The following is a 24,916-nucleotide window of genomic DNA, read 5'->3' on the forward strand; positions in this document are numbered from 1 at the left end:
CACAGAATCGGACCGGCCCGAACAGGCCGGTCCGATTCTGTCGACAGCACACCCGGAAGGGCAGGCTTACCTACCTTTACCACTCAAACGAGTGAGGCGGCATCAACTCCGCAGCTCAGCCCCGACACGCTCGCCCGCGAGCGCAACCGCCGCGTCGCGAGCAGCGGAAGCCTCGTCCACGGTCAGCGTCCGGTCGGCCGCCCGGAACCGCAACGCGTACGCCAGCGACTTGCGCCCGTCCCCCAACTGCTCGGCGTTCTCGTACACGTCGAACAGGCGGATCGACTCCAGCAGCTCCCCGGCGCCCTCACGCAGGGCCTTTTCGACCTCCGCCGCGGGAACGACCGCGTCGACGACGAGGGCGACATCCTGCGTGGCGACGGGGAACGTGGAGATCCGCGGCGCCCGCGCCGTGGCGTCACCCGCCGACTCGACCGCGTCCAGGTCGATCTCCATCGCGCAGGTGCGCTCCGGCAGCCCCAGCGCCTTCACCACGCGCGGGTGCAACTCCCCCGCGTGGCCCACGACGCGCTCGGCACCGTCCACGGTGATCGCGAGCTCGGCACACCGCCCGGGGTGCCACGGCCCGTACTGCCCCTTGCGGATGATCAGCTCGGCGCCTGCCTCACGGGCGACGGAACGCGCCGCCTCCACCGCGTCGGCCCAGTCGGCCGGGCGGCCCTTGCCCCACCAGCCGGCCTGCTCCCGCGCACCGGCGAGGACGATGGCGGCGTGCCGCGGCTGCTCGGGCAGCGCCGCGTTCAGCTCGGCGAGCTCCGCATCGGTCGGGCGGCGGTCGACGGGCAGCACGTCGGCGATCCGCTGCTCCTCGCGCGGCTTGAAGACCAGGCCGGTCTCGAACAGCGCGAGGTCGTGCGAGCCCCGGCCGTCGTTGCGCCGCAGCGCGGTGAGCAGGCCCGGCAGCAGCGTCGTGCGCAGCGCCGGCTCCTCGTCGCTCAGCGGGTTGCTGAGCTTCACGACGCGGCGGACCGGGTCGTCCGCTTCGAGGCCGAGCTGGTCGAAGACCTGCTCGCCGATGAACGGGTAGTTCAGCGCCTCGACGTACCCGGCACCGGCCAGGGCACGGCCGACGCGGCGGTGCAGCCGCTGCCGATCGGTCAGGCCGAGACCGGCCGGCGGCTTGGGCAGCGTGGAGGGCAGGTTCTCGTAGCCCTCCAGGCGGATGACCTCTTCGGCCAGGTCGTTCGGGTCGGTGAGGTCGGGGCGCCAGGACGGCACAGTGACGATCAGCTCGTCCTGCCCGTACACGTCGCAGCCGATCTCCTGGAGCCGCCGTACGACGGTCTCCCGGCCGTACGCGACACCAGCGACCTTGTCCGGGTGGTCCGCCGGGATCGTGATGGTGCGGGGCGCGGTCGGGGCGAGGACCTCGGTGACGCCGGCCTCGGCGGTACCGCCCGCGAGCAGGACCAGCAGGTCCACCGTGCGCTGCGCGGCGGCAGCGGCGGCCTGCGGGTCGACACCGCGCTCGAAGCGCCGGGACGCCTCGGAGGACAGCTTGTGGCGGCGGGCCGTGCGCGCGATCGACACCGCGTCGAAGTGGGCGGCCTCGATGACGATGTCGGCCGTGGAGTTCTCGGTGTCGTCGTGGTCGGCGATCTCCGTGTTGGCGCCGCCCATGACACCGGCGAGGCCGATCGGGCCGCGGTCGTCGGTGATCACCAGGTCCTCGGCGTCCAGCGTGCGCTCGACACCGTCGAGGGTGGTGAGCTTCTCGCCCGGTTCGGCCCTGCGCACGCCGATCGTGCCCTGGACCAGGCCGCGGTCGTAGGCGTGCAGCGGCTGGCCGAGCTCCATCATCACGTAGTTGGTGACGTCGACGGCGAGCGAGATCGGGCGCATGCCGACCTTCTGGAGCCGGCGCTGGAGCCAGATCGGCGAGCGGGCCTCGGCGCTCAGGCCGGTCACCGTGCGGGCCGTGAAGCGGTCGCAGCCGGTGGGGTCGGAGATCCGCACCGGGTAGCCGTACGCGTTCGGGCCGGGCACGTCGAGCAGGGCCGGGTCGCGCAGCGGCAGGCCGTAGGCGATGGCGGTCTCGCGGGCGATGCCGCGCATCGACAGGCAGTAGCCGCGGTCGGGCGTGACGGCGATGTCGAGGACCTCGTCGACCAGCTCCAGCAGCTCGATCGCGTCCTTGCCGACCTCGGTCTCCGGGGGCAGCACGATGATGCCCTTGGTGCCGTCGTCGCCCATGTTCAGCTCGTCGCTGGAGCAGATCATGCCGCGGGACATCTTGCCGTAGGTCTTGCGCTCGGCGATCTGGAAGTCACCGGGCAGGACGGCGCCGGGCAGGGCCACGACGACCTTGTCGCCGACGGCGAAGTTGCGGGCGCCGCAGACGATCTCCTGGGGCTCGCCCGTACCGTTGGCCTGGCCGACGTCGACGGTGCAGAAGCGGATCGGCTTCTTGAACTCCGTCAGCTCCTCGATGGTCGCGACCTGGCCCACGACCAGGGGGCCCTTGAGGTCGGCGCCGAGCTGCTCGACGGTCTCGACCTCCAGACCGGCCGAAATGAGCTTGGCCTGGACGTCTCGGCCGGTCTCGGTGGCCGGCAGGTCGACGTACTCCCGCAGCCAAGAAAGCGGGACCCGCATCAGATCTCCATCCCGAACGGCCGGGTGAACCGGACGTCACCCTCGACCATGTCTCGCATGTCCTCGACGTTGTGGCGGAACATCAGCATCCGCTCGATGCCGAACCCGAAGGCGAAGCCGCTGTACTTCTCGGGGTCGACGCCGCAGGCGGTGAGCACCCGCGGGTTGACCATGCCGCAGCCGCCGAGCTCGATCCAGCCCTCGGAGGAGCAGGTGCGGCAGGGCCGGTCGGGGTTACCGGCGGACTCGCCCTTGCACACGTAGCAGAGCATGTCCATCTCGGCGCTCGGCTCGGTGAACGGGAAGTAGGCGGGCCGCAGCCGGGTCTCCATGTCCGCGCCGAACAGGGCCTGGACCATGTGGTCCATCGTGCCCTTGAGGTCCGCCATCGTCAGGCCCTCGTCCACCGCGAGCAGCTCGATCTGGTGGAAGACGGGCGTGTGCGTGGCGTCCAGCTCGTCGGTACGGAACACCCGGCCGGGGCAGACGATGTAGACCGGCAGCTCACGGTCGAGCAGCGCACGGGCCTGCACCGGTGAGGTGTGGGTGCGCAGCACGACGCCGGACCCGGACTCCTCGGTGCCCTTGGGGCCCTGCACGAAGAACGTGTCCTGCATCTGCCGGGCCGGGTGGTCGGGCAGGAAGTTCAGGGCGTCGAAGTTGAACCACTCCGCCTCGGCCTCCGGCCCTTCGGCGACCTCGTAGCCCATGGCCACGAAGACGTCCGCGACCCGCTCCATCATCGTGGTGAGCGGGTGCCGGGCGCCGGCCGGTACGCGGTCGTAGGGCAGGGTGACGTCCACCGCCTCCTCGACCAGCACACGGGCGTCCCGCTCGGCCTCCAGTTCCGCCTGGCGGGCGGCGAGGCCCTTGTTCACGGCGCCGCGGGCCTGCCCGACGCGTTTGCCGGCGTCGGCCTTGGCGTGCGGGGGCAGGGCGCCGATCTCGCGGTTGGCGAGGGCCAGCGGGGAGGCGGGGCCGGTGTGGGCGACCTTGGCCTCGTGGAGCGCGTCGAGGGAGTCCGCGGCGGCGAAGGCGGCGAGCGCCTCGTCCCGCATGCGCTCGATCTCTTCCGGTTTCAACGCCTCGACCTCAACAGGGTCGTACGACTTATTCGGTGCCGACATCTCTTCCCGTGCTTCCGATTGGCTGGCTGAAGGTCCCCGTCACCGACTCCGACGGCCGTCTGCGGGACACAAAGGTGCCAAGGGCCGAGTCTAACGGGGTGGAGGTGTACGAATGCGCCCGCGGGCTGCTCAGGCGAGATAGGCCGGAGCGCTCACGGGCAACGTAAATCGGAATTCGGCGCCGGCGCCGGGTGCGCGGCCGACCGTGATGGTGCCCCCGTGGGCTTCGACGATGCCCTTGACGATGTAGAGCCCGAGGCCTGTGCCGCCGCGCTTGCTGCCCCGCCAGAAGCGGGTGAAGACGCGGTTCATGGACTCCTCCGGGATGCCGGGCCCCTCGTCGCTCACCGTGACCGACGTGCCGATGTCCTCGCCCTCGCGGGGGGACGCCGTGGCCGTGACGTCGATCGTGACAGTTCCCTCACCGTGCCGCACGGCATTTTCCAGGAGGTTGCTGAGCACCTGGTCGATCTTGTCGGGGTCGGCCCACAGGTCGGGCAGCGGCTGCTGGACACGCAGCAGGAACCGGTCGGCGGGCTGCCCGGCGGCGACGTAGGCCTGGATGTGCCGGCCGACGGCGGCGCCGATGTCGACGGGCTGGCGCCGCACCTCCAGGCGCCCGGAGTCGATCCGCGAGATGTCGAGCAGCTCGGCGATGAGCCGGGTGACCCGGTCGGCGTCGGCGTCGACGGTCTCCAGCATCAGCCGTTTCTGGTCGTCGGTGAAGCGTTCCCACTTGGCGAGCAGCGTGGCGGTGAAGCCCTTGACGGAGGTGAGCGGGGAGCGCAGTTCGTGGGCGACGGTGGCGATCAGCTCGGCGTGGCTGCGCTCGGTGCGGCGGCGGGCCTCGGTGTCGCGCAGGGTGACGACGAGGCGCCTCAGGGGCCCGGTGGGCCGGGTGCGGACGTAGCGCGCGGAGACCAGCACCTCACGGCCGCCGGGGAGGAGGAGGTTGCGCTCGGGCTGTCCGACCCGGATCGCGAGACCGCCGTACGGGTCGGTCAGCTGCCACCAGCGGCGCCCCTCCAGATCCTCTAATGGCAGGGCTTTCTCCAGGGGCTGTCCGAGGGCGTCCCGGGTGCGGACGGCGGTGATGCGCTCGGCGGCGGCGTTGAAGCAGACGATCCGGCCCTCTTCGTCGGCGACGACGAGTCCGTCGGGCAGCATGTCGGGGTCGATGCCGACGTCGGCGAGATCACCGGGCGGCCGGGACGCGGCGGGCGGGCTCCCGGCGTCCTGGGCCCCCGGTGCGCTGCTCGTGCCGACGCTCATCCCCGTACCCCACCTCCAAGGCTCCACAGAGGGGTCCCTGAGCTGGTCACCCTACTAGTTCCCGGTGACGGAGCGGCACCCTCCGGCGGCGCGCTGTGCACGCGCCGACGCATAGAGACATACGGCGGCGGCGGTGGCGAGGTTCAGGCTCTCGGCCTTCCCGTGGATCGGGACGCGGACGACGGCGTCGGTGAGGGCGCGGGTCTCCTCGGGCAGGCCCCAGGCCTCGTTGCCGAAGACCCAGGCGGTCGGCCCGCCCATGGTGCCCTTGTCGAGCTCGTCGTCGAGGTCGCGATCGCCCGCCCCGTCGGCGGCGAGGACCCGGACACCGGCGGCCCGCAGCCCTGCGACGGCCTGCTCCACGGGGACGCCGACGGCGACGGGCAGGTGGAACAGGGAGCCGACGGAGGCGCGGACGGCCTTGGGGTTGTACACGTCGACGGAGGCGTCGGTCAGGACGACGGCCTCGGCACCGGCGGCGTCGGCGCAGCGCAGCACGGTCCCGGCGTTGCCCGGGTCGCGGACGTTGGCGAGGAGGGCGACGAGCCGGGGGCGGGCCGCGAGGACCTGCTCGAAGGGCGTGTCCAGGAACCGGCAGACGCCGACCAGGCCCTGCGGGGTGACGGTGGTGGAGATGTCGGCGATGACCTGCTCGGCGGCGAGGTGCACCCGGGCGCCGGCGTCCCGGGCCGCCCCCACGATGTCGGCGTATCGCTCGGCGGCCTCCGGCGTGGCGAACAGCTCCACGAGCGTCGCCGCGCCCCCGGTCCGGTGCCCGGCCGCCTCACGCACCGCCTGCGGCCCCTCCGCGAGGAACAGCCGCTCCTTCCCCCGGAAGTTCCGCTTCGCCAGCCGCCGCGCGGCCAGGACGCGGGTGGAACGGGGAGAGATGAGCTCGGGGGTGGCGGGGGGCATCGCGTTCGCTTTCTCAGTAGCTGGCTGCACAGCAGGACCCGCAGGCCGGTGGCCTGCGGGTCCTTGAGTCACATCGGCTCGGAGCCGGCGTCAGGCCGCCTTGGGGGCGTTGACGTCGCTCGGCAGCGCCTTCTGGGCGACCTCGACGAGCGCGGCGAACGCACCGGCGTCGTTGACGGCCAGCTCGGCCAGGATCTTGCGGTCGACCTCGATGTTCGCGGCCTTCAGACCCTGGATGAAGCGGTTGTAGGTCATGCCGTTGGCGCGGGCAGCGGCGTTGATGCGCTGGATCCACAGCTGACGGAAGTCACCCTTGCGCTTCTTGCGGTCGTTGTAGTTGTAGACCAGCGAGTGGGTGACCTGCTCCTTGGCCTTGCGGTACAGGCGCGAACGCTGACCGCGGTAGCCGGAGGCCTGCTCGAGGATCGCCCGGCGCTTCTTGTGGGCGTTCACTGCCCGCTTGACGCGTGCCACTTTTTAACTCCTTGTAGCGGGGCCGCGGTGGTCCGCACACGGCCCGAAATCGATTGGGTCCCGGTCCTGACGTACGGCGCTCAGGCGCCGGAGCGTCACTTGCCGAGAAGCTTCTTGATCTTCTTGGCGTCGCCCGGGGCCATCTCGGCGTTGCCGGTGAGGCGACGCGTCACACGGGACGACTTGTGCTCGAGCAGGTGGCGCTTGCCGGCACGCTCGCGGAGCACCTTGCCGGAGCCGGTGATCTTGAAGCGCTTGCTGGACCCGCTGTGCGACTTGTTCTTCGGCATAGCGCCGTACTCTCCTCGTCGGTGGCGCTCCGGTGCCCGGTCGTGAAACCGGGCACGGTGGAGCGTCGTCTTGTTTCGGTTGCTTCCTGGGGACTCGCGTCCCCCGGGATCACGCGTCGGCGGAAGCCTCGGCCGGAGCCTCGGCGGAGTCCTCGGCGAGCTCGGCCTCGGCGGCGTTCTGCGACTTGCCGGGGTTGGCCTTCGCCTCGGCCTTGCGGGCCTCCTGCGCCTGGCGAGCCTCGGCCATCGCCTCGGTCTTCTTCTTGTGCGGACCGAGAACCATGATCATGTTCCGGCCGTCCTGCTTCGGGTTCGACTCGACGAAACCGAGGTCCTGGACGTCCTCCGCGAGCCGCTGGAGCAGTCGGTAGCCCAGCTCGGGCCGGGACTGCTCGCGACCACGGAACATGATCGTGATCTTGACCTTGTCGCCCTGCTTGAGGAACCGAACGACGTGACCCTTCTTGGTGTCATAGTCGTGCGGGTCGATCTTCGGCCGGAGCTTCATCTCCTTGATGACCGTGTGCGCCTGGTTCTTGCGCGCCTCACGGGCCTTCATGGCCGACTCGTACTTGAACTTCCCGTAGTCCATGAGCTTGCACACGGGCGGACGGGCGTTCGCCGCGACCTCGACCAGGTCCAGGTCGTACTCCTGCGCAAGCTCCAGTGCCTTGGCCAGGGGGACGATGCCCACCTGCTCGCCACTGGGACCGACAAGTCGCACCTCGGGAACGCGAATCCGGTCGTTGATGCGGGGCTCGGCGCTGATGGATCCTCCTCGGTAGCACCACGCGACGGTCTGGCGGACGGCCGCGTAACGTCTCTATTCGATAGACCTAACCGCGCCGAAGCACAAAAAATGCCCCGGACGATTCCCAGGCGGGGCTCCTCGAACTACCGGAGCACCGCCGCGGGGAGCCGCGGGGCGCGCTTTCGGACGGATCGCCGCCGCTGGGACGGGACCGTCTGACCGGTGACCCGACGCCCTGGGGGCGGTCAGGTGGGAGTTCGAAAGCCTCCACTTGTGGGTCGGGCTCGCGGGCCGCTAGGCATACGGGTCCGACCGGTCGTTACACGAGATTACCAGGATTGGCCAGGAACGGCGAATCGTGGCGCCCCGGGGGCCGGTACGGCGCATGCCCGGCCTGCGCCTATCGTGTGGGGCATGAGTGAGACCCCTCCTGAGTCCCCCGACTTCGACGCCATGGCCCGCGACATCGCCGAGGTCCCGGCGGTCGAGGTGATCGTGACGGTCGCCGTCAACCTGATGAGCGCCGCCGCGGTGAAGCTCGGTCTGACCGAGGAGGGCGACACGCACAAGGACCTGGACGAGGCCCGCAAGCTGGTGCACGCGCTGGCCGGCCTGCTGGACGCGTCCGCCACCGAGATCAGCTCGTTCCACGCATCGCCCCTGCGCGACGGCCTGAAGTCGCTCCAGCTGGCGTTCCGCGAGGCGTCGCTCGTCCCGGACGAGCCGGGCAAGGGCCCGGGCGAGAAGTACACGGGCCCGGTCTACGGATAGCCGGTACGCAGGTCCCTCAGCGTTCGTACAAGGGCTCGCCCGGTGGCGTCGCCCCGGCCGGCAGCAGTGCCAGGTCGAGGCCGTGCACCAGGCGGGCCCTCAGTGTCTCGTCGGCGGCGAGCCGCCGGGCGACCGCCTGGGCGGTTTCGGCGGGGGCCGCGGCCGGGTCGAGGACCAGGGCGAGGGTGCCGTCGGCCCGGCCCGGGCCGAGGTGGGCGCGCCGGACGGCGGGCTCGGCGGCCACCGCGTCGCGTACGGCCCCGACGACGGCCGGGTCGGCGAGCGGGTCGGTGGTCGTACGGCCCTCCGCGAGGGCGAGCAGGGCCGGGCCGGTCAGTTCGAAGGGCACGGGCCCGGCCAGGTCGAGCACGACCGTGTCCGCCTTCTCGTGCGCGGCGGCCTGGAGGGCCTGGTGCAGGGGTACGGCGACGGGGCGGGCCTCCGGATCCCAGCGGGCGAGGGAGTCGGTGGAGGTGAAGGCGGGCAGCGCGGTGCGGTTCCCGGCCTTCAGGGTCGGTACGGCCATGTCGCTGGTCTTCTCGCGGCGCAGTCCCCGCTCGTCCTCCTCGACCTCGCCGAGCACGGCCACGACGGGGACGAGCAGCCGGGCGCCCTTGAGGGCGTCGAGGACCGGGCCCACGGCACGGCGGTCTTCCGACCAGGCGGCGAGTGCCGCGCTCACCCGGGGGTCGGCGGAGCCGTCGTCGTCGGAGAAGCCGGGGTCGGGGATGTTCTTGTTCGCCACGGTCGTCGAGCCTATCGGCCGGGTGCCGCCGCTTCGGCGGGCGGTCCTGCCGGCCGAAGGTCAGAAGTCGTCGTGGCTCGCGCGGCGGCCGCGCCACAGGACCACGGCCGCGACCAGCAGGACGCCGCCGGCGCTGCCTGCGAGGGGGGCGGCCCAGTCGGCGGTGTCGTCGCCGGAGCCGGTGGCGTCCGGGCCGCTGCCGAAGTACTTCGCGCCGTAGGCCGCCGAGTGCAGGCCCTGCGGCTTCAGCCGGCCGGCGGCCTTGATGGCGGCGGCCGGGTCGACGAAGCCGAAGCCGCGGGAGTCATCGCGTCCTCCGGACGGGGCGTTGCGGGCGGTGTCCTCCAGGAGCGACTTGACCTGGGCCGGGGTCAGATCGGGGTGGGCGGCCTTGACCAGGGCCGCGGCGCCGGAGACGAAGGCGGCGGCGGCGCTGGTGCCCCAGCCCTCGTAGTACTTGTGGTCGGGGTCGGCGATGACGACGTCGACGCCGGGGGCGCTGACCGTGGCGTACCAGCGGCGGGTGGAGAAGGGGGCGCGGGTTCCGGCGCGGTCGACGGCGGTGGCGGCGATGACGCCCGGGTAGGCGGCGGGGTAGGAGATGCGGTCGCCCTTCTCACCGCCGTTGCCGGCGGAGGCGACGACGATCACGCCCTTCTTCAGGGCGTACTGGATGGCCTGGTCCTCGGCGGGTTCCGGATGCGCGGAGGCGGAGTCGTCGCCGAGGGAGAGGTTGATGACGTCGGCGCCGTGGTCGGCGGCCCAGCGGATGCCCTCGGCGAGGGCGTTGCCGCGGGTGCTGCGGGCCTTGGCGCGGGAGGGGTCGCCGTCCTCCAGGATCACACGGACGGGGAGGATCTTCGCCTCGGGGGCGATGCCGAGGACGCCGTCGGCGTCGCCGGGGCCGTGTCCGTGCCCGGCGATGATGCCGGCCATGGCGGTGCCGTGCCGGGCCCAGGCGCGGTCGCCGGGTTCGGCTCCGAAGCGGATCAGGTCCTTGCCGGTGAGGACGTTGCCGATCAGGTCGGGGTGGTCGGCCTCGACACCGGTGTCCAGGACGGCGACGGTGACGCCCTCGCCCTTGGTGGTCCGCCAGGCCTCCTGGGTGTGCATGGCCTCCAGGGCCCATTGCTGGGCGCGGATGCCGTCGGCGTGCGCGGTGGTGGCGGGGGCCAGGACGAGGCCGGCGGCGAGGAGAACACTCAGGAACCCGCCCGCGCGGGACATGACGGCTTTCACGACGGCTGCTCCGTGGCCGAGCGGACGTTCTTGCGCAGGTCGCGTTCGACGCGGTCGGCGAGGCCCTGTGCCTCGTTGCCGAGGCCGGCCTGCGCGGGGGCTGTGGTGGCGCCGGACTCCATGGCGTCCCCGGCGGGCTGCGGGTCGTCGACGGTACGGCCGTCGGCCCAGCCGGACACGGCGTAGACGACGACCGGGGCCTCGGTCAGCACGGAGACGGTCCAGGCGGCGCGCTGCTGCGGGCCGAAGCGGGCCGCGGGCGTGTCCTTCGCGGCGTACGGCAGGGGCATCAGGTCGCTGCGGCGGTCCAGGCGCTCGTTGCGGAAACGGTTCGCGAGGGAGGTCATGCCCGGGGCGTCGGCCGTGGTGAAGAGCAGGCCGACGGTGGTCACGTAGCTCTCGGTGGCGTCGGTGTAGGTGGCGCGCAGGAGCCGCTCGCAGCCGACGGGGGCGAGGGCCTTGCGCAGCAGGGGGTCGAAGGCGTCCTTGCAGCCGCTGTCCGGGGCGACGGCGATCCGGGTCCAGGTGCGGTCGGCTCCGCCGGGGCCGGCGCCCTGCCCCTGCACGGTGGGCGGGAACAGCTGGTCGACGGGCACGCTGTGCCAGAGGCTGCCGGCCGCGGCGAAGGTGGAGGGCGAGCCCTTCGCCCCTGAGTCCCCCACGAGCCAGCTCCCGGTGACGGCGCCCGAGATGAGCCCCAGTCCGAGCACGAGACAGACGGCGGCAGCGGCGGCCTGGGACGCCCCGCGCCGCCCGAGCGGCCGGGGCCGCGCGTCGCCGTCGTACCCCTCGGGCTCCCCGAAGGACACGACGGGGCGTGCGCCGGAGGTCGCGGGGGCGTTCCAGGAGAGGGACGGGTCGGGAGAGACGCCGGTGGGCCGGTGGGCCGGCGCGGGGGGCATGCGCATGCCACGCCCGGCAGTGGCACCGGTGTCGGTGTCGGCGCCGATCTGAGGCGCCCGCGAGGGGCGCGGCGGAACACCGGGCCGCGCGGGACGGGGGTGGCCGAAGGGTTCAGCAGGCTCGGAGGACGGGCGCTCGGCACGCTCGGAGGGTGACGGGTCGGCTGGGACCGGCCGCAGGCGTGCGGTCGTCTCCGAGGAATTTCCGGAGGGTGCGCCGGTACGGCGTGACGTGGGGGTGTACCCCGGACGTCCGGACGAGCCGGGAGTGGGGAGGTGACGCGGTCGCGGAGGGGCGTCGGGTGGGGTGGACGGCCTGCTCGACTCGGGTCGCGTCACACGGCCCACGCCGGGCTGCATGTCCGGGAAGCGGTCGGAGGCGCGGGGCGGGGGCGGGGAAGCGGGCTCGGCCCGCCGGGGCGCGGCGGGCTCGGTACGGGTGGCGCCGAAACTGGGGAAACGGGGGCCGTCGTTCGAGCCGTCGGCCCGAGCGGAAGCCGCACCACCGCCACGAACAGCCCTTTCCTGCCCGGCGTCGGCGGACCCTGACGAGTCCGTGTCCCGCTCCGGCGAAGGGCGCCGGGCACCCGCACTCGGCCCGCCCGCGCCGGAACGCCCCCGCTCGTCCGAAACCGACGGGGCGTCACCCGATGTCGCCTCGGAAGGTGCCGTCCGGGCGTCCTCGGGCGAGGTCGGGGAGTGCGAGGGGCGGGGTGGGGTGCTGGGGCGGGGAGGGAAAGAGGCACGCTGCGCTTCCGTGCTCATGCACCCCCCGTTTCCTCGTACCCGGGCCGCTGCGTACTGCGCGGGCCGTGTCGTCCTGCCCGAGGCCCGGCACTGAGTCGTCCCGGGCACACATACCCGTACGGATGGAGCGTCATCCCAGCGCGAAGTCCGGCCGGCGTCGCTCCGCCGTACGTGCGCGTCACTCTACGGCTTGTTCCTGCGCGAACGGGAACCAGTCCACGAGCCCGGGGCATCTGCCCGGAACGTCCCCCTACCCTGCGGTAATCCTGTCTGGCAGGCTGCGTTCATGACTGCGCGCGCCTCCGACCGGGCCCGTTACGACCGGGCCACCGCCCATCTCGACGCCCCCCTCGCGATCGTGGACCTGGACGCCTTCGACGCCAACGCCGCCGACCTGGTCCGTCGCGCCGGGGGCAAGCCCGTCCGGGTCGCGAGCAAGTCCGTGCGGTGCCGGGCGCTGCTGGAACGCGTCCTGGCCCGGGACGGTTTCGCGGGGCTCATGTCGTTCACCCTCGCCGAGTCGCTGTGGCTGGCGCGCTCGGGGTTCGACGACGTACTGCTCGCCTACCCGTCCGCGGACCGGGCCGCGTACGCCGAACTCGCCGGTGATCCCAAGCTTGCCGCGGCCGTGACCGTGATGGTCGACGACGTCGCCCAGCTCGACCTGATCGACGCCTCGCGGGGCGGCGGACGTGAAGTCGTGCGTGTGTGCCTGGAGTTGGACACCTCCCTGAAGCTGCTCGGCGGGCGGGTGCGCGTCGGGGCCCGGCGTTCGCCGCTGCACTCCCCCGCCCAGGTCGCCGACGTGGCCCGGGCCGTGGCCCGCCGGCCGGGCTTCGAGGTCGTGGGGATCATGGCGTACGAGGGGCATGTCGCCGGCGTCGGGGACGCCGTGGCCGGGCGTCCGCTGCGGTCCCGTGCCGTCCGGCTGATGCAGGCCGCCGCCAAGCGTGAACTCGCCGAGCGGCGCGCGGAGGTGGTGCGCGCGGTGCGGGCCGTGGTGCCGGGACTGGAATTCGTCAACGGCGGCGGCACCGGCTCGGTGCAGCACACGGCGGCCGAGGACGCGGTGACCGAGATCGCCGCCGGGTCGGGACTGTACGTGCCGCGGCTGTTCGACAACTACACGTCGTTCAGCGGCCGTCCGGCGGCCCTCTTCGCCCAGCCCGTCGTACGGCGACCGGGGGTGGGCGTGGTGACGGTCCTCGGCGGCGGGTATCCCGCCTCCGGCGCGGCCGGGCCCGACCGGCTGCCCGTGCCGTATCTGCCGGAGGGGCTGCGCTACGACCCTCAGGAGGGAGCCGGCGAAGTGCAGACGCCGCTGCTCGGCTCGCCCGCCGACGACCTGCTGATCGGTGACAAGGTGTGGTTCCGGCATGCGAAGGCCGGGGAGCTGTGCGAGCGGTTCGACGCGCTGCACCTGGTCGAAGGGGACGCGGTGACGGCGACGGTGCCGACCTACCGCGGCGAGGGCCACACGTTTCTGTAGGGCCTGTGCGTCGTCAGCCCGCCGGGCCGATGCTGCTGCCCACGCCACCGCCCGTGTCCGCGTCGCCGAACGGCCGGATGCCCTTGGTGATGCGGTCCATGTCGGCGAGCGGCGGTCCGTCCTCGCCCGCGTCGAAGACGTACCGGACGAGGACCGGTGACTCGGTGCCGACGCTGGAGGGGAAGACGAGCGACTGGACGTAGCCGCCCGGACCCTTGGCGGTCCCGACACGCCAGCGCACGAGGTACCCGGCGCGGCCCGCCACCGCGACCGGCCCGGATTTCACGACCTGGTGGGACGTCATGCCCCCGTAGAGCTCACGGCCGAGCTCGTCGCGGTCGTAGGCCCCGTCGGCCGCGTCCTTGATGTCCGCCTTGGCGAGGGCCTCGGGGGACTTCTCGTCGTTCTCGGTCACCGTGCGGGAGAAGACCATGCCGTGGCGGCACAGGCCCACGCCGCCTGGGCAGTCGTAGGTGCCGTCGGTCGTCATGACGACGTCGTCCTGGGCGACGTACTGGGGGCGGACCCAGCCGTCGAGCAGCGGGAACGTGATGCCGTTGAGCTGGTCCTCGACGGTCGCGGGGTCGTCGGCGGACGGCTCGGAGGTGGACGCCTCGGGGGTCGGCTCCGGCGAGTCGGGGGTGGGCTCGACAGTGGAAGTCGGGGCCGTTCTGATCTCCGTGCCGCCGCCGTCGCCCCCGCTGAGGGCGACGGCTCCGGTGACGATCGCCGCGACCAGGACGACGCCCGTGGCGGTCAGGGCGACCACCTTGGTCCGGCCGGTGCCGCCACCCGGCGGCAAGGCGGCGGGGGCCTCGGGCGCGCGACGGTGCTCGGTCCAGGCCGTGCCGTCCCACCAGCGTTCCAGATGAGGGCCGTGCGGGTCGGGGTACCAGCCGGGCGGTGGCGTCATGCTCATCCCGGCACTGTAGGGCGCGACCCGGGCCCGCCGGACACGGGCTTACAGGGGTGTGACGTACGCCCCGGCGATCCCGCCGTCGACCAGGAAGTCGGTGGCGTTCACGAAGGAGGAGTCGTCGCTGGCGAGGAAGGCCACGGCGGCGGCGATCTCCTCGGCCTCGGCGAACCGGCCCAGCGGGATGTGCACCAGGCGGCGCGCGGCGCGCTCCGGGTCCTTGGCGAACAGCTCCTGGAGGAGCGGGGTGTTGACCGGCCCGGGGCACAGGGCGTTGACGCGGATGCCCTCCCGGGCGAACTGCACGCCCAGCTCACGGGACATGGCGAGGACGCCGCCCTTGGAGGCCGTGTACGAGATCTGGCTGGTGGCCGCGCCCATCCTCGCCACGAAGGACGCCGTGTTGATGATCGAGCCCTTGCCCTGGCGCTGCATGTAGGGGATGGCGGCCTTGCAGCAGAGGTAGACGGAGGTGAGGTTGACCTCCTGGACGCGCTTCCAGGCTTCCAGGCCGGTCTCCAGGATGGAGTCGTCGTCGGGCGGGGAGATGCCGGCGTTGTTGAAGGCGATGTCGACGCTGCCGTAGGTGTCGTGGGCCGTCCTGAAGAGGGCCTCGACCTGTTCGGGGTCGGTGACGTCCACCTTCACGAAGATGCCGCCGGTCTCCTCGGCGGCCGCCTTGCCGCGGACCTCGTCGACGTCGCCGCAGACGACGTGCGCGCCCTCGGAGGCGAGGCGGCGGGCGGCGGCGAGACCGATGCCGCTGCCGGCTCCGGTGACGACGGCGGTGCGGCCGACCAGCCGGCGGCAGATGCTTTCCTGAGCGGTCACTGTGCGGGGCCCTCCGTGCTGATGAAGACGTTCTTGGTTTCGGTGAAGGCGGCCAGGGCCTCGGGGCCGAGCTCGCGGCCGACGCCCGACTGCTTGTAGCCGCCGAACGGGGTCCAGTAGCGGACGCTGGCGTGGGAGTTGACGGACAGGTTGCCGGCGCGGACGGCCTGGGAGACGCGCAGGGCGCGGCCGACGTCCCGGGTCCAGATGGAGCCGGAGAGGCCGTACGGGGTGTCGTTGGCGAGGCGGATCGCGTCGGCCTCGTCGGTGAAGGGCAGCAGGACGGCGACCGGGCCGAAGATCTCCTCGCAGGCCGCCGCCGAGTCGGGCCGCTCCCCGGTGAGCACGGTCGGCGGGAACCAGAACCCGGGCCCCTCGGGCGCGCTGCCGCGCAGGGCCGGGGCGTCCTCGGACACGAACTCCTTGACGCGGTCGAGTTGCTGCCGGGAGATCAGCGGGCCCATCTGGGTCTTCTCGTCGGCCGGGTCGCCCACCACCACGGCGGCCAGCGTCTCGGCGAGCAGCTCGCGGACCTCGTCGTACACCGTCTCCTGGACCAGGATGCGAGTGCGGGCGCAGCAGTCCTGACCGGCGTTGTCCAGGAAGGAGAAGGGGTCGACGGCGGCCTTCAGGTCGGCGTCGGCGAAGACGATGTTCGGGCTCTTGCCGCCGAGTTCGAGGGTCACCGGCTTGATCTGCTCGGCGCCGAGCGCCGCGACGCGCCGGCCGGTCCTGGTGGAGCCGGTGAAGACGATCTTGGCGACTCCGGGGTGGCGTACCAGCGCGTCGCCGGTGATGGCGCCGTGTCCGGGCAGGACCTGGAAGAGGTGCTCCGGGAGCCCGGCCTCCAGGGCGAGTTCGGCGAGGCGCAGCGCGGTGAGCGGAGTGGTCTCGGCCGGCTTGAGGAGGACCGCGTTCCCGGCCGCGAGGGCGGGTGCGGTGCCCCAGGCGGCGATCGGCATGGGGAAGTTCCAGGGCGCGATCACGCCGACGACGCCGAGTGGTTCGAGGATCGTGACGTCGAGGCCGCCGGGCACCGGGATCTGCCGGCCGGTGAGCCGCTCCACTCCCCCGGCCGCGTAGTCCAGCAGGTCCCGGACGTTGCCCGCCTCCCAGCGGGCGTTGCCGATGGTGTGGCCGGCCTCCCGGACCTCCAGGCGGGCCAGTTCCTCCAGGTGCTCGTCGACGGTGGCCGCGAAGCGGCGCAGCAGCCGGGCGCGGTCGCCGGGGGTGAGGGCGGCCCAGATCCGCTGTGCCCTGGCGGCGTGGGTGACGGCCGCGTCGATGTCCGCCGGACTCGCCCCGGCGATGGCGGCGACGACCTCCTCGGTCGCGGGGTTCAGTACTTCAAGAAGGTACTCAGAGGACAAGAGGGGGGCCTCACAGACGTTCGAAGGAGCGGCGCAGCTCCCAGTCGGTCACCGCGGCGTCGAAGGCGTCCAGTTCGACGCGCGCCATGTTGCGGTAGTGCGCGACGACCTCGTCCCCGAAGGCGGCCCGGGCGATGGGGCTGTGCTCCCAGAGCTCGGCGGCCTCGCGCAGCGTCGTGGGGACGTGGGCGAAGTCGGCGGTGTAGGCGTTGCCGGGGCAGGGCTCGGGCAGTTCCAGCTTCTGCTCGACGCCGTGCAGTCCGGCCGCGACCAGCCCGGCCACGGCGAGGTAGGGGTTGACGTCGCCGCCGGGCAGCCGGTTCTCGAAGCGCATCGAGCGGCCGTGGCCGACCACGCGCAGCGCGCAGGTGCGGTTGTCATGGCCCCAGGCGACGGCGGTCGGGGCGAAGGAGCCGGGCTGGAACCGCTTGTAGGAGTTGATGTTGGGGGCGTAGAGGAGGGAGAAGTCGCGCAGCGCGGCGAGCTGGCCGGCGAGGAAGTGGCGCATGACGTCCGACATGCCGTCCTCGCCGTCGCCTGCCATGGCGTTGGTGCCGTCCGCGTCCGCGAGCGAGAGGTGGATGTGGCAGGAGTTGCCCTCGCGCTCGTTGTACTTGGCCATGAAGGTGATCGACATGCCCTCCTGGGAGGCGATCTCCTTGGCGCCGGTCTTGTAGACGGCGTGCTGGTCGCAGGTGACCAGGGCCTCGTCGTAGCGGAAGGCGATCTCGTGCTGGCCGGGGTTGCACTCGCCCTTGGCGGACTCGACGGTGAGGCCCGCGGCCGCCATCTCGTTGCGGATGCGGCGCAGCAGGGGCTCGATGCGGCCGGTGCCGAGGACCGAGTAGTCGATGTTGTACTGGTTGGCCGGGGTCAGGCCTCTGTAGTTGGCGTCCCAGGCCTGTTCGTAGGTGTCCTTGAAGACGATGAACTCCAGCTCGGTGCCGACCTGGGCGGTGTAGCCGAGTTCGGCCAGGCGCTCCAGCTGGCGGCGCAGGATCTGGCGGGGTGCGGCGACCACGGGCGAGCCGTCGTTCCAGGCGAGGTCGGCGTGGAGCATGGCCGTGCCCTCGTTCCAGGGGACGCGGCGCAGGGTACTCAGGTCCGGGTGCATGGCGAAGTCGCCGTAACCGCGGTCCCAGGAGGACATCGCGTAACCGTCGACGGTGTTCATCTCGGTGTCGACGGCGAGCAGGTAGTTGCAGCCCTCCGTGCCGTGCTGGAGGACCTCGTCGAGGAAGAAGCGCGCGGCGAACCGCTTGCCCTGGAGCCGCCCTTGCATGTCGGGGAAGGCCAGGACGACAGTGTCGATCTCACCGCCCGCGACGAGGGCGTGCAGTTCCTCGACGCTCAGCGGGGGTCTGCGGTCTGCCACGGGAGGGCCTCCTTGGCTCTGGTTCCGCCGGAAGCCATAAGGTATTCCTGAGAACCATTGCTTGGGAAGGGGGTACGGCCACATGCCGGAGGAAGCTGGCGGCGAGATGCGGGACGGGCTGACGCCGGTGCTGCGGCCGGTGCGCGCGGGCAACGGCTTCGAGGAGGCACTGGAGCAGATCCTCCAGGTCGTACGGCTGGGCCTGGTACCGGGGGGCGAGCGGCTGCCGGCCGAGCGGGAGCTGGCGGAGCGGCTGGGGATCAGCCGGGTGACGCTGCGCGAGGTGCTGAAGGTGCTCCAGGACCAGGGGTTGGTGGAATCGCGGCGGGGCCGGTACGGCGGCACGTTCGTGCTGCCCCGCACGGACGCCGGCGGCGAGGACGAGCTGCGGCGCCGGATCGCCGAGATCGACATAGAGGACGTGCTGCGGTTCCGGGAGGTGCTGGAGGTGGGCGCGGCCGGGCTGTGCGCGGTGCACGGGCTGGACGAGGAGCAGGCGCGGCGGCTGCGGGAAGCCCTGGCGCGCACGCACGACGCTCCGCTCTCCGACTACCGCCGCCTGGACACGCTGCTGCACCTCACGCTGGCCGAGCTGTGCGGCTCCCCGACACTGACCGCGCAGTACGCGGCGGTGCGGGCCACGGTGAACGACCTGCTGGACTGCATCCCGCTGCTCGTGCGCAACCTCGAACACTCGCAGCGGCAGCACACGGCCCTGGTGGAGGCCGTGATCGAGGGCGATGCCGACCAGGCGCGGGAGATCACGCGCGAGCACTGCGCGGGGACGGCGGCGCTGCTGCGCGGCTTCCTCGGCTGAGCCGGGCACGGCTCGCGGCGCGTGCGGGGGTACGGGCGGCGTGAGGATTTACGGGCGATTAACGCACGGGTATTGCCATTCCCGGCCGGCACCGAAAAGGTATGGATCCGATCCATTGAGCCGGAGCTCGGGAGTCTGCCATGCCCCAGGAATCCACCAGCCCACCCGCCGCCGCGCAGGCGGACGACTATCTGGAACGCAGGGCGCTGCGCCGCGGCAGTGCCGGCTGGGTGCTGCTGACCGGACTCGGCGTCGCCTACGTCGTCTCCGGTGACTACTCGGGCTGGAACTTCGGCCTGGCCGAGGGCGGCTTCGGGGGCCTCGCGATCGCCATGGTGCTCATGGGCGCCATGTACGCGTGCATGGTCTTCGCCCTCGCGGAGCTGTCCTCGATCCTGCCGACGGCCGGCGGCGGCTACGGCTTCGCCCGGCGGGCACTCGGCCCGTGGGGCGGCTTCCTGACCGGTACGGCGATCCTCATCGAGTACGTCCTCGCGCCCGCCGCCATCGTCATCTTCATCGGCGACTACGTCGAGTCTCTGGGCCTGTTCGGTCTGGAGTCCGGCTGGCCGATGTACCTGGTCTGCTTCGCGATCTTCCTCGGCATCCACCTGTGGGGCGTGGGCGAGGCGCTGCGCTTCAGCTTCGTCGTCACGGGCATCGCGGTGGTCGCCCTGGTCGTGTTCGCGCTGGCGGCACTGCCCGACTTCTCGGTCGCCTCGCTGGACGACATCCCCGTCGACCCCGACGCCGCGGGGTCGAGCTCCTGGCTGCCGTTCGGGCTGCTCGGCATCTGGGCGGCGTTCCCGTTCGGCATGTGGTTCTTCCTGGGCGTCGAGGGCGTGCCGCTGGCCGCCGAGGAGACCAGGGAGCCGGCCCGCACGCTGCCGAAGGCGATCCGCTGGTCGATGGGCATTCTGGTGGTCCTGGCGGTGGTGACCTTCGTCGCGGCGGCGGGAGCACGCGGCTCGGCCGCGATCCAGGAGGCGGGCAACCCGCTCGTCGAGGCGCTCCAGCCGGACGGCAGGGCGACGACCCTGAGCCGGATCGTGAACTACGCGGGCCTGGCCGGCCTGGTGGCGTCGTTCTTCTCCCTGATCTACGCGGGCTCGCGCCAGCTGTTCGCCCTGTCCCGCGCGGGCTATCTGCCCCGCTTCCTGTCCCTCACCAGCCGCCGCAAGGCGCCGTACCTGGGCCTGCTGGTGCCCGGCACGATCGGCTTCCTGCTGGCTGCGGTGTCCGGGAACGGCGCCCGGATGCTGAACATCGCGGTCTTCGGCGCGACCATCTCCTACGCGCTGATGTCGCTGTCGCACATCGTGCTGCGCCGTCGCGAGCCGGAGCTGCCGCGGCCGTACCGCACGCCGGGCGGGGTGCTGACCTCCTCCGTCGCCCTGGTGCTGGCCTGTGCGGCGCTCGTGGCGACGTTCCTGGTGGATGTGACGGCGGCGTTCATCGCCCTCGCGGTGTACGTCGTGGCTCTCGCGTACTTCGGTCTGTACAGCCGGAAGCGGCTGGTGGCGAAGGCGCCGGAGGAGGAGTTCGCGGCGCTGGCCGCAGCCGAGGCAGAGTTGACACGGGACTGAGGCGTCGATTGTCGAGGGAGTTGTGGTGGCCAGGCCGTTGATCGGTGTCAGCACCTATCTGGAGTCCGGTGCGCGCTGGGGGGTGTGGGAACTGGAGGCCGCGCTGCTGCCGGTCGGCTACCCCCGGCTCGTGCAGCGGGCGGGCGGCCTGGCGGCGATGCTCCCGCCGGACGATCCCGCGCACGCGGCCGCGGCCGTCGCCCGGCTGGACGGGCTGGTCATCGCGGGCGGGCCGGATGTGGAGCCCGTACGGTACGGCGCCGAGCCGCATCCCCGCACGGGGCCGCCGGCGCGTGAGCGGGACGCGTGGGAGCTGGCCCTGATCGACGCGGCGCTGACGGCGGGTGTGCCGTTGCTGGGCATCTGCCGGGGCATGCAACTGCTGAATGTCGCCCTGGGCGGGACGCTGGTGCAGCACGTCGACGGTCATGCGGAGGTCGTAGGCGTCTTCGGCAGCCATGCGGTCAAGCCGGTGCCGGGGAGTCTGTACGCGGGTGTCGTGCCGGAGGAGACGTCGGTGCCGTCGTACCACCACCAGGCTGTGGACCGTTTGGGCGAGGGACTCGTGCCGTCGGCCTACGCGGATGACGGCACGGTGGAGGCGCTGGAACTGCCGACCGGGGAGGGCTGGGTGCTCGGGGTGCAGTGGCATCCGGAGATGGGCGAGGACGTGCGGGTGATGCGGGCGTTGGTGGAGGCGGCGATGGTGGCCTGAGCCGGTGAACGCAAGGTCCCAGGGGGCTCCGCCCCCTGGACCCCAGGCCTATGCCCGCCCACCACCCGAATCGGTCGGCCAAGCGGCCGGGCCCCCAAGCCCGTCCGGCGAATCGGCCGGCCATGATGCCCGGGTCGAAACGCCGGGCTGAGTCACTTCCCCCAGCCCGTCCGGCGTTTTGAGGACGAGGCCGTTCAGGGCCGATGGGGGTCCAGGGGGCGGAGCCCCCTGGCGGGGTCGAAGGGGCGGAGCCCCTGGGGATGGGACGGGCAGGGGCGGCGGAGGCGAGGAATCTATCCCCGCGTCAGCGACAGCAGATCCCGGGCCGGCCCGGTAGGGCGGTGCCCTGTCGGCCACACCGCCCTGAGGTCCCGCGCCAGCGCGACCCCCTCCACCGGCACCCGCACCAGCCGCCGCATCGCCAGCTCCTCCCCCACCGCCAGTTCACTCAGCACCGCCGGCCCCGCCCCGCTCACCGCCGCCGCCTTGACCGCCGTGGTGGACGACAGCTCGATCAACGGCCGGGCCAGCCCGCCCAGCGCCGCGTCCAGGACCTGACGGGTCCCGGAGCCCTTCTCACGCAGGATCAGCGGCGTCGACGCCAGTTCCTGCGCGGCCAGGGAACGCCGCCGCCGGGCCCACGGATGGGCCGGAGCCGTGACCACTATCAGCCGGTCATGGGCGATGACCACCGAGTCCAGCCCCGTCGGCACCGTCAGCCCCTCGACGAACCCGAGGTCCGCCTCGTCCGCCAGCAGCCGCTCCGCGACCACCGTCGAGTTCCCGGCATGCAGGGACACCGCCGTGTCGGGCCGCTGGGCGCGCAGCGCGAGCAGCCAGCCGGGCAGCAGATACTCGGCGATCGTCATGCTCGCCGCCACCCGCAACCGCGAGTCACGCCGGTCGCGCAGCGCCTGCGCCCCCACGTCGAACGCCTCCGCCGCCTCGACGATCCGCCGCGCCCAGTCCGTCACCAGCGCGCCGGCGTCCGTGAGCCGGGACCCGCGCGGTGAGCGGTCGACCAGCGCCACACCGAGCTGCCGCTCCATCGACCGGATCCGGCTGCTGGCCGCGGGCTGGGTGATGCCCAGTTCCCGTGCCGCCCCGCCGAGGCTCCCGAGCCGTGCCACCGCCAGCAGCAGCTCCAGGCCGCCCAGATCCGGCACCCGGTGCGCGAGAGACCCGCCGGCCGGGACCTCACCCTGCTCTTCCGTCCTGCTCATAAACCCAGCTTATGTCGCCATAGAGGAATGCTCCCTGGCGGCGGGGTGCCCACGGCCCGACCGTGGGAGTCATGGTCACCGCAGCCCGGCCGGCCCGGCCCCTTCCGTGCGCAGTCTCCGTCCGTCACCTCGGGCCCAACTGGTACGCCACCGTCATGGGCACCGCCGTGGTCGCCACCGCCGGGACCGCCCTGTCGCCGCACCTCCCCGGACTGCGCGGCGCGCTGGCCGGTGTCTGGGCCCTCTCGCTGCTTCTGCTCGTCACCCTGCTCTGTGCCCGGGCCGCGCACTGGGCCCGCCACCGGGACCAGGCCCGCGCCCACCTCCTCGATCCGGCGACGGCCCCCTTCCACGGCTGCCTCGCCATGGCCCTGCTGGCCGTCGGCGGGGGTGCCCTCGGCGTCGGCCGGGACTGGATCGGCGTGCGGGCGGCCGTGGCACTGGACGCCGTGCTGTTCAGCGCCGGTACGGCTCTCGGGCTGGCCGCCGCCGTCGCGGTGCCGTATCTGATGGCCGTACGCCACCGGGTCGAGCCGGGACAGGCCACGCCCGTGTGGCTGCTGCCGCTGGTCGCGCCCATGGTGTCCGCCGCCGTCGGGCCGCCGCTGGTGCCGCATCTGCCTCCCGGTCAGGCCCGCGAGACGCTGCTGCTCGTCTGCGTCGCGCTGTTCGGGCTGAGCCTAATCGCGACCCTGCTCATGCTGCCGCTGGTCTTCGGGCGGCTGATCACCGGCGGGCCGCTGCCGCTCGCCCTCACCCCGACGCTGTTCCTGGTGCTCGGGCCGCTCGGGCAGTCCACGACCGCCGTCGGCGCGTTCGCGGACGTCGCCCCCGGGGCCGTGCCGGCGCCGTACAGCCAGGGCTTCGGTGTCCTCGCCGTGCTCTACGGCGTCCCCGTGATGGGGTTCGCGCTGCTGTGGTTCTGCCTCGCCACCGCCCATGTGCTGCGCGCCCGGCGGCAGGGGATGCGGTTCTCGATGACCTGGTGGTCGTTGACCTTCCCGGTCGGCACCTGTGTCACGGGCGCCGAGGCGCCCGGCCGCCACACCGGGCTCGTGGCCTACGCGGGGCCGGCTCTCGCGCTGTACGCGGTGCTGGTCGCCGCGTGGGGCACCGCCGCCGTGGGCACCGTACGCGGGCTGCTCAGGGGCGAGCTGCTCGCAGGGCCCGGCCCAGTACCCGTGGCGCCTCGGCCAGCGACGGCCCGTACCACGTCAGGTGCCGTCCGCTGACGAGCGCGCAGGGCAGGCCGGGGAAGGCCTCCGGGCCGTCGTCCGCGGTGAAGCGGTAGGGCTCGTCAGGCAGGATCACCACGTCCGGCGCGGCGGCACGGAGTTCCTCCAGCGGGACGCGCGGGTAGCGGTCGGGGTGCGTCGCGTGCACGTGGTCGACACCGAGGCGGGCCAGGACGTCACCCGCGAAGGTGTCGCGGCCCAGGACCATCCAGGGGCGGCGCCAAATGGGTACGACCGCCCTCAGGCGGGCCGGGGGCGGCGGCAGGGACGACCAGGTCTCCTCCGCCTCGTCCAGCCAGCGCGGGCGGGCCGGCACCCCGCAGGCGTCCAGGACCCGGGCCAGTTCCCGGAAGGCCTGCGGCACGTCGCGGATCTCCGTGACCAGGACCTCGACACCCGCCGCGCGCAGGGCCGCGAGGTCGGGTTCGCGGTTCTCCTCCTCGTTGGCGATCACCAGGTCGGGAGCGAGGGAGATGATCCGGTCGGTCTTCGGGTTCTTCGTGCCGCCGACGCGTACGACGTCGAGTCCGTGCGGATGGGTGCACCAGTCGGTGGCTCCGGCCAGGGCGCCGGGCGCGGACCGGGCCACGGCCTCGGTCAGCGACGGGACCAGCGAGACGACCCTCACCGGCGTGGCCGGTCCCGGACCGCCTCGATGTGCTCCGCCACGGCGACGACGATCACCCGGGTGTCGGACTCCGCCGCCCGCCAGCGGTGCCGGACACCGCCGGTGAGGTACAGCGTGTCGCCGCGGCCGAGCCGGTAGGCGCGGCCCTCCGCCTCGATCTCCACCGCGCCGTCGGCGACGTACATCAACTGGTCGTTGCGGTACTGGAACTCACGGCCGGCGTCGTGGTCGCCGGTGAACTCGGAGGCGTGCATCTGGTGGTGGCCGCGCACCAGGGACCGGGTCCTGGGACGGGGCACCGGCTCGGGGTCGTCGGCGCGCACGACGTCCACGCTGCACGCCGGGTCGGCCGCGGCGAGGAGCTCGACCGCCGTCGTGCGCAGGGCGTCGGCGACCTTCTCCAGGGAACTGGTGCTGGGCCGCGCCCGGTCGTTCTCGACCTGGCTGAGGAACGGGACCGACAGGCCACTGCGCTCGGCCACGACGGCGAGGGTGAGCTCCAGGGCGCGGCGCCGCCGCCGCACGGCCGCGCCCACCCGAAGGGGCTGCTCTTTGTGGTCGCCCATCGCTCCGGCTCCCTCCTTCGCCCGTCGATTCCGGTCCCGGTACGCCGGTGGCCCGGCGCACTGCGTCTCTTGAGTTGTCTGCACCCTACGCATGTTCGGCAAACCGGTGCATGCGCCTGTCACATCGACGTCGTACCGGCCGGTGTGCGACCTCACACTTCGCGCCAGGGATCCGCCCGCTCCCGGGCGGCGCGCGGATTCCTCCTACGGGAGGAACAGGGCGAAGCGAGGGGTTCGGGGGGTGGCATGGCGCTCTGTGGTTGTCCGGATCCTGCTCGTGCGTCCGGGCCCCGAGTGGGGTCCGGGTACGAGTGAG

General features: G+C 72.7%; 23 protein-coding genes. 6 read left to right on the top strand and 17 right to left on the bottom strand.

Annotation, left to right across the window (positions count from 1 at the left end; genetic code table 11):
• Positions 1-102 precede the first annotated feature (102 nt).
• From pheT to infC, 7 genes are all read right to left on the bottom strand, one after another.
• Complete coding sequence (gene pheT / locus AC07F0_RS29325) at positions 103-2,616, bottom strand: phenylalanine--tRNA ligase subunit beta (protein WP_478983064.1); 2,514 nt, start codon at positions 2,614-2,616, stop codon at positions 103-105.
• On the bottom strand, positions 2,616-3,743 hold the full coding sequence (pheS, locus tag AC07F0_RS29330; protein ID WP_478983066.1) for a phenylalanine--tRNA ligase subunit alpha: 1,128 nt from the start codon (positions 3,741-3,743) through the stop codon (positions 2,616-2,618). The genes pheT and pheS overlap by 1 nt, the downstream gene beginning before the upstream one ends.
• A 129-nt stretch (positions 3,744-3,872) precedes the next feature.
• Complete coding sequence (locus AC07F0_RS29335; RefSeq protein WP_478983067.1) at positions 3,873-5,015, bottom strand: sensor histidine kinase; 1,143 nt, start codon at positions 5,013-5,015, stop codon at positions 3,873-3,875.
• Positions 5,016-5,069: 54 nt separating this feature from the next.
• The gene (locus AC07F0_RS29340; protein ID WP_478983068.1) at positions 5,070-5,930 is read right to left on the bottom strand and encodes a TrmH family RNA methyltransferase; all 861 of its coding nucleotides are present in this window, start codon (positions 5,928-5,930) and stop codon (positions 5,070-5,072) included.
• 90 nt (positions 5,931-6,020) lie between these two features.
• On the bottom strand, positions 6,021-6,404 hold the full coding sequence (gene rplT, locus AC07F0_RS29345; RefSeq protein ID WP_010045263.1) for a 50S ribosomal protein L20: 384 nt from the start codon (positions 6,402-6,404) through the stop codon (positions 6,021-6,023).
• A 95-nt stretch (positions 6,405-6,499) separates the two neighbouring features.
• Complete coding sequence (gene rpmI, locus AC07F0_RS29350) at positions 6,500-6,694, bottom strand: 50S ribosomal protein L35 (protein WP_059419477.1); 195 nt, start codon at positions 6,692-6,694, stop codon at positions 6,500-6,502.
• 109 nt (positions 6,695-6,803) lie between these two features.
• Positions 6,804-7,463 (bottom strand): translation initiation factor IF-3, encoded by a 660-nt coding sequence (gene infC / locus AC07F0_RS29355; protein WP_306970877.1) that lies wholly within the window; start codon positions 7,461-7,463, stop codon positions 6,804-6,806.
• A gap of 396 nt (positions 7,464-7,859) precedes the next feature.
• On the opposite strand from infC, the gene AC07F0_RS29360 reads away from it, so the two are divergent.
• On the top strand, positions 7,860-8,216 hold the full coding sequence (locus tag AC07F0_RS29360) for a DUF1844 domain-containing protein (protein ID WP_356925577.1): 357 nt from the start codon (positions 7,860-7,862) through the stop codon (positions 8,214-8,216).
• Positions 8,217-8,232: 16 nt separating this feature from the next.
• Here the strand turns inward: AC07F0_RS29360 and AC07F0_RS29365 are convergent, their stop codons facing one another.
• From AC07F0_RS29365 to AC07F0_RS29375, 3 genes are read right to left on the bottom strand one after another with little or no spacing between them, the layout of a single operon-like run.
• Complete coding sequence (locus tag AC07F0_RS29365) at positions 8,233-8,961, bottom strand: SseB family protein (protein ID WP_478983069.1); 729 nt, start codon at positions 8,959-8,961, stop codon at positions 8,233-8,235.
• Between the two features lie 60 nt (positions 8,962-9,021).
• Positions 9,022-10,188: a type VII secretion-associated serine protease mycosin gene (mycP, locus tag AC07F0_RS29370; protein WP_478983101.1), complete on the bottom strand. Its 1,167-nt coding sequence runs from the start codon at positions 10,186-10,188 to the stop codon at positions 9,022-9,024.
• Between the two features lie 8 nt (positions 10,189-10,196).
• Entirely contained in the window at positions 10,197-11,009 is an 813-nt protein-coding gene (locus AC07F0_RS29375) for a hypothetical protein (protein ID WP_478983102.1), read from the bottom strand.
• Between the two features lie 1,126 nt (positions 11,010-12,135).
• Here AC07F0_RS29375 and AC07F0_RS29380 point away from each other — a divergent pair.
• The gene (locus tag AC07F0_RS29380) at positions 12,136-13,338 is read left to right on the top strand and encodes an amino acid deaminase/aldolase (RefSeq protein ID WP_478983070.1); all 1,203 of its coding nucleotides are present in this window, start codon (positions 12,136-12,138) and stop codon (positions 13,336-13,338) included.
• Positions 13,339-13,351: 13 nt separating this feature from the next.
• Here the strand turns inward: AC07F0_RS29380 and AC07F0_RS29385 are convergent, their stop codons facing one another.
• From AC07F0_RS29385 to AC07F0_RS29400, 4 genes are read right to left on the bottom strand one after another with little or no spacing between them, the layout of a single operon-like run.
• A complete protein-coding gene (locus tag AC07F0_RS29385) occupies positions 13,352-14,251 on the bottom strand; it encodes a DUF2510 domain-containing protein (RefSeq protein WP_478983103.1) in 900 nt (299 codons plus the stop codon).
• Positions 14,252-14,299: 48 nt separating this feature from the next.
• Positions 14,300-15,085 (bottom strand): 3-oxoacyl-ACP reductase, encoded by a 786-nt coding sequence (locus AC07F0_RS29390; protein ID WP_478983071.1) that lies wholly within the window; start codon positions 15,083-15,085, stop codon positions 14,300-14,302.
• Positions 15,082-16,455: an aldehyde dehydrogenase family protein gene (locus tag AC07F0_RS29395; RefSeq protein ID WP_478983072.1), complete on the bottom strand. Its 1,374-nt coding sequence runs from the start codon at positions 16,453-16,455 to the stop codon at positions 15,082-15,084. The genes AC07F0_RS29390 and AC07F0_RS29395 overlap by 4 nt, the downstream gene beginning before the upstream one ends.
• A 10-nt stretch (positions 16,456-16,465) precedes the next feature.
• Positions 16,466-17,830 (bottom strand): glutamine synthetase family protein, encoded by a 1,365-nt coding sequence (locus tag AC07F0_RS29400; protein WP_478983073.1) that lies wholly within the window; start codon positions 17,828-17,830, stop codon positions 16,466-16,468.
• A gap of 82 nt (positions 17,831-17,912) precedes the next feature.
• On the opposite strand from AC07F0_RS29400, the gene AC07F0_RS29405 reads away from it, so the two are divergent.
• The 3 genes from AC07F0_RS29405 (at position 17,913) to AC07F0_RS29415 (ending at position 20,948) form a co-directional block, all read left to right on the top strand.
• Positions 17,913-18,647, top strand: a complete 735-nt coding sequence (locus tag AC07F0_RS29405; protein WP_478983074.1) for a FadR/GntR family transcriptional regulator — start codon at positions 17,913-17,915, stop codon at positions 18,645-18,647.
• Positions 18,648-18,787: 140 nt separating this feature from the next.
• The gene (eat, locus tag AC07F0_RS29410; RefSeq protein WP_478983075.1) at positions 18,788-20,233 is read left to right on the top strand and encodes an ethanolamine permease; all 1,446 of its coding nucleotides are present in this window, start codon (positions 18,788-18,790) and stop codon (positions 20,231-20,233) included.
• 22 nt (positions 20,234-20,255) lie between these two features.
• A complete protein-coding gene (locus AC07F0_RS29415; protein ID WP_478983076.1) occupies positions 20,256-20,948 on the top strand; it encodes a gamma-glutamyl-gamma-aminobutyrate hydrolase family protein in 693 nt (230 codons plus the stop codon).
• Positions 20,949-21,241: 293 nt separating this feature from the next.
• Here the strand turns inward: AC07F0_RS29415 and AC07F0_RS29420 are convergent, their stop codons facing one another.
• Positions 21,242-22,171 carry a LysR family transcriptional regulator gene (locus tag AC07F0_RS29420; protein WP_478983077.1) on the bottom strand — a complete coding sequence of 310 codons (930 nt, stop codon included), beginning with the start codon at positions 22,169-22,171 and terminating at the stop codon, positions 21,242-21,244.
• A gap of 71 nt (positions 22,172-22,242) precedes the next feature.
• Here AC07F0_RS29420 and AC07F0_RS29425 point away from each other — a divergent pair, with 71 nt between their 5' ends.
• Complete coding sequence (locus tag AC07F0_RS29425; protein WP_478983078.1) at positions 22,243-23,403, top strand: TDT family transporter; 1,161 nt, start codon at positions 22,243-22,245, stop codon at positions 23,401-23,403.
• On the opposite strand, the gene AC07F0_RS29430 is transcribed toward AC07F0_RS29425, so the two are convergent.
• Together AC07F0_RS29430 and AC07F0_RS29435 are read right to left on the bottom strand one after the other, a co-directional pair.
• Positions 23,315-24,034, bottom strand: a complete 720-nt coding sequence (locus AC07F0_RS29430) for a helical backbone metal receptor (protein ID WP_478983080.1) — start codon at positions 24,032-24,034, stop codon at positions 23,315-23,317. The two genes, AC07F0_RS29425 and AC07F0_RS29430, sit on opposite strands and share 89 nt — an antisense overlap.
• Complete coding sequence (locus AC07F0_RS29435) at positions 24,031-24,600, bottom strand: helix-turn-helix domain-containing protein (RefSeq protein ID WP_478983081.1); 570 nt, start codon at positions 24,598-24,600, stop codon at positions 24,031-24,033. Before AC07F0_RS29435 ends, AC07F0_RS29430 begins: the two co-directional genes overlap by 4 nt.
• Between the last annotated feature and the right edge of the window lie 316 nt (positions 24,601-24,916).

It is taken from the genome of Streptomyces sp. NPDC045955, from assembly GCF_056430805.1.

Excerpts from the sequence above, each read along its gene's own strand:
- pheT (WP_478983064.1), bottom strand. The coding sequence starts at position 2,616 with ATGCGGGTCCCGCTTTCTTGGCTGCGGGAGTACGTCGACCTGCCGGCC.
- pheS (WP_478983066.1), bottom strand. The coding sequence starts at position 3,743 with ATGTCGGCACCGAATAAGTCGTACGACCCTGTTGAGGTCGAGGCGTTG.
- AC07F0_RS29335 (WP_478983067.1), bottom strand. The coding sequence starts at position 5,015 with ATGAGCGTCGGCACGAGCAGCGCACCGGGGGCCCAGGACGCCGGGAGC.
- AC07F0_RS29340 (WP_478983068.1), bottom strand. The coding sequence starts at position 5,930 with ATGCCCCCCGCCACCCCCGAGCTCATCTCTCCCCGTTCCACCCGCGTC.
- rpmI (WP_059419477.1), bottom strand. The coding sequence starts at position 6,694 with ATGCCGAAGAACAAGTCGCACAGCGGGTCCAGCAAGCGCTTCAAGATC.
- AC07F0_RS29360 (WP_356925577.1), top strand. The coding sequence starts at position 7,860 with ATGAGTGAGACCCCTCCTGAGTCCCCCGACTTCGACGCCATGGCCCGC.
- mycP (WP_478983101.1), bottom strand. The coding sequence starts at position 10,188 with ATGTCCCGCGCGGGCGGGTTCCTGAGTGTTCTCCTCGCCGCCGGCCTC.
- AC07F0_RS29380 (WP_478983070.1), top strand. The coding sequence starts at position 12,136 with ATGACTGCGCGCGCCTCCGACCGGGCCCGTTACGACCGGGCCACCGCC.
- AC07F0_RS29385 (WP_478983103.1), bottom strand. The coding sequence starts at position 14,251 with ATGACGCCACCGCCCGGCTGGTACCCCGACCCGCACGGCCCTCATCTG.
- AC07F0_RS29405 (WP_478983074.1), top strand. The coding sequence starts at position 17,913 with ATGCCGGAGGAAGCTGGCGGCGAGATGCGGGACGGGCTGACGCCGGTG.
- eat (WP_478983075.1), top strand. The coding sequence starts at position 18,788 with ATGCCCCAGGAATCCACCAGCCCACCCGCCGCCGCGCAGGCGGACGAC.
- AC07F0_RS29420 (WP_478983077.1), bottom strand. The coding sequence starts at position 22,171 with ATGAGCAGGACGGAAGAGCAGGGTGAGGTCCCGGCCGGCGGGTCTCTC.
- AC07F0_RS29425 (WP_478983078.1), top strand. The coding sequence starts at position 22,243 with ATGGTCACCGCAGCCCGGCCGGCCCGGCCCCTTCCGTGCGCAGTCTCC.
- AC07F0_RS29435 (WP_478983081.1), bottom strand. The coding sequence starts at position 24,600 with ATGGGCGACCACAAAGAGCAGCCCCTTCGGGTGGGCGCGGCCGTGCGG.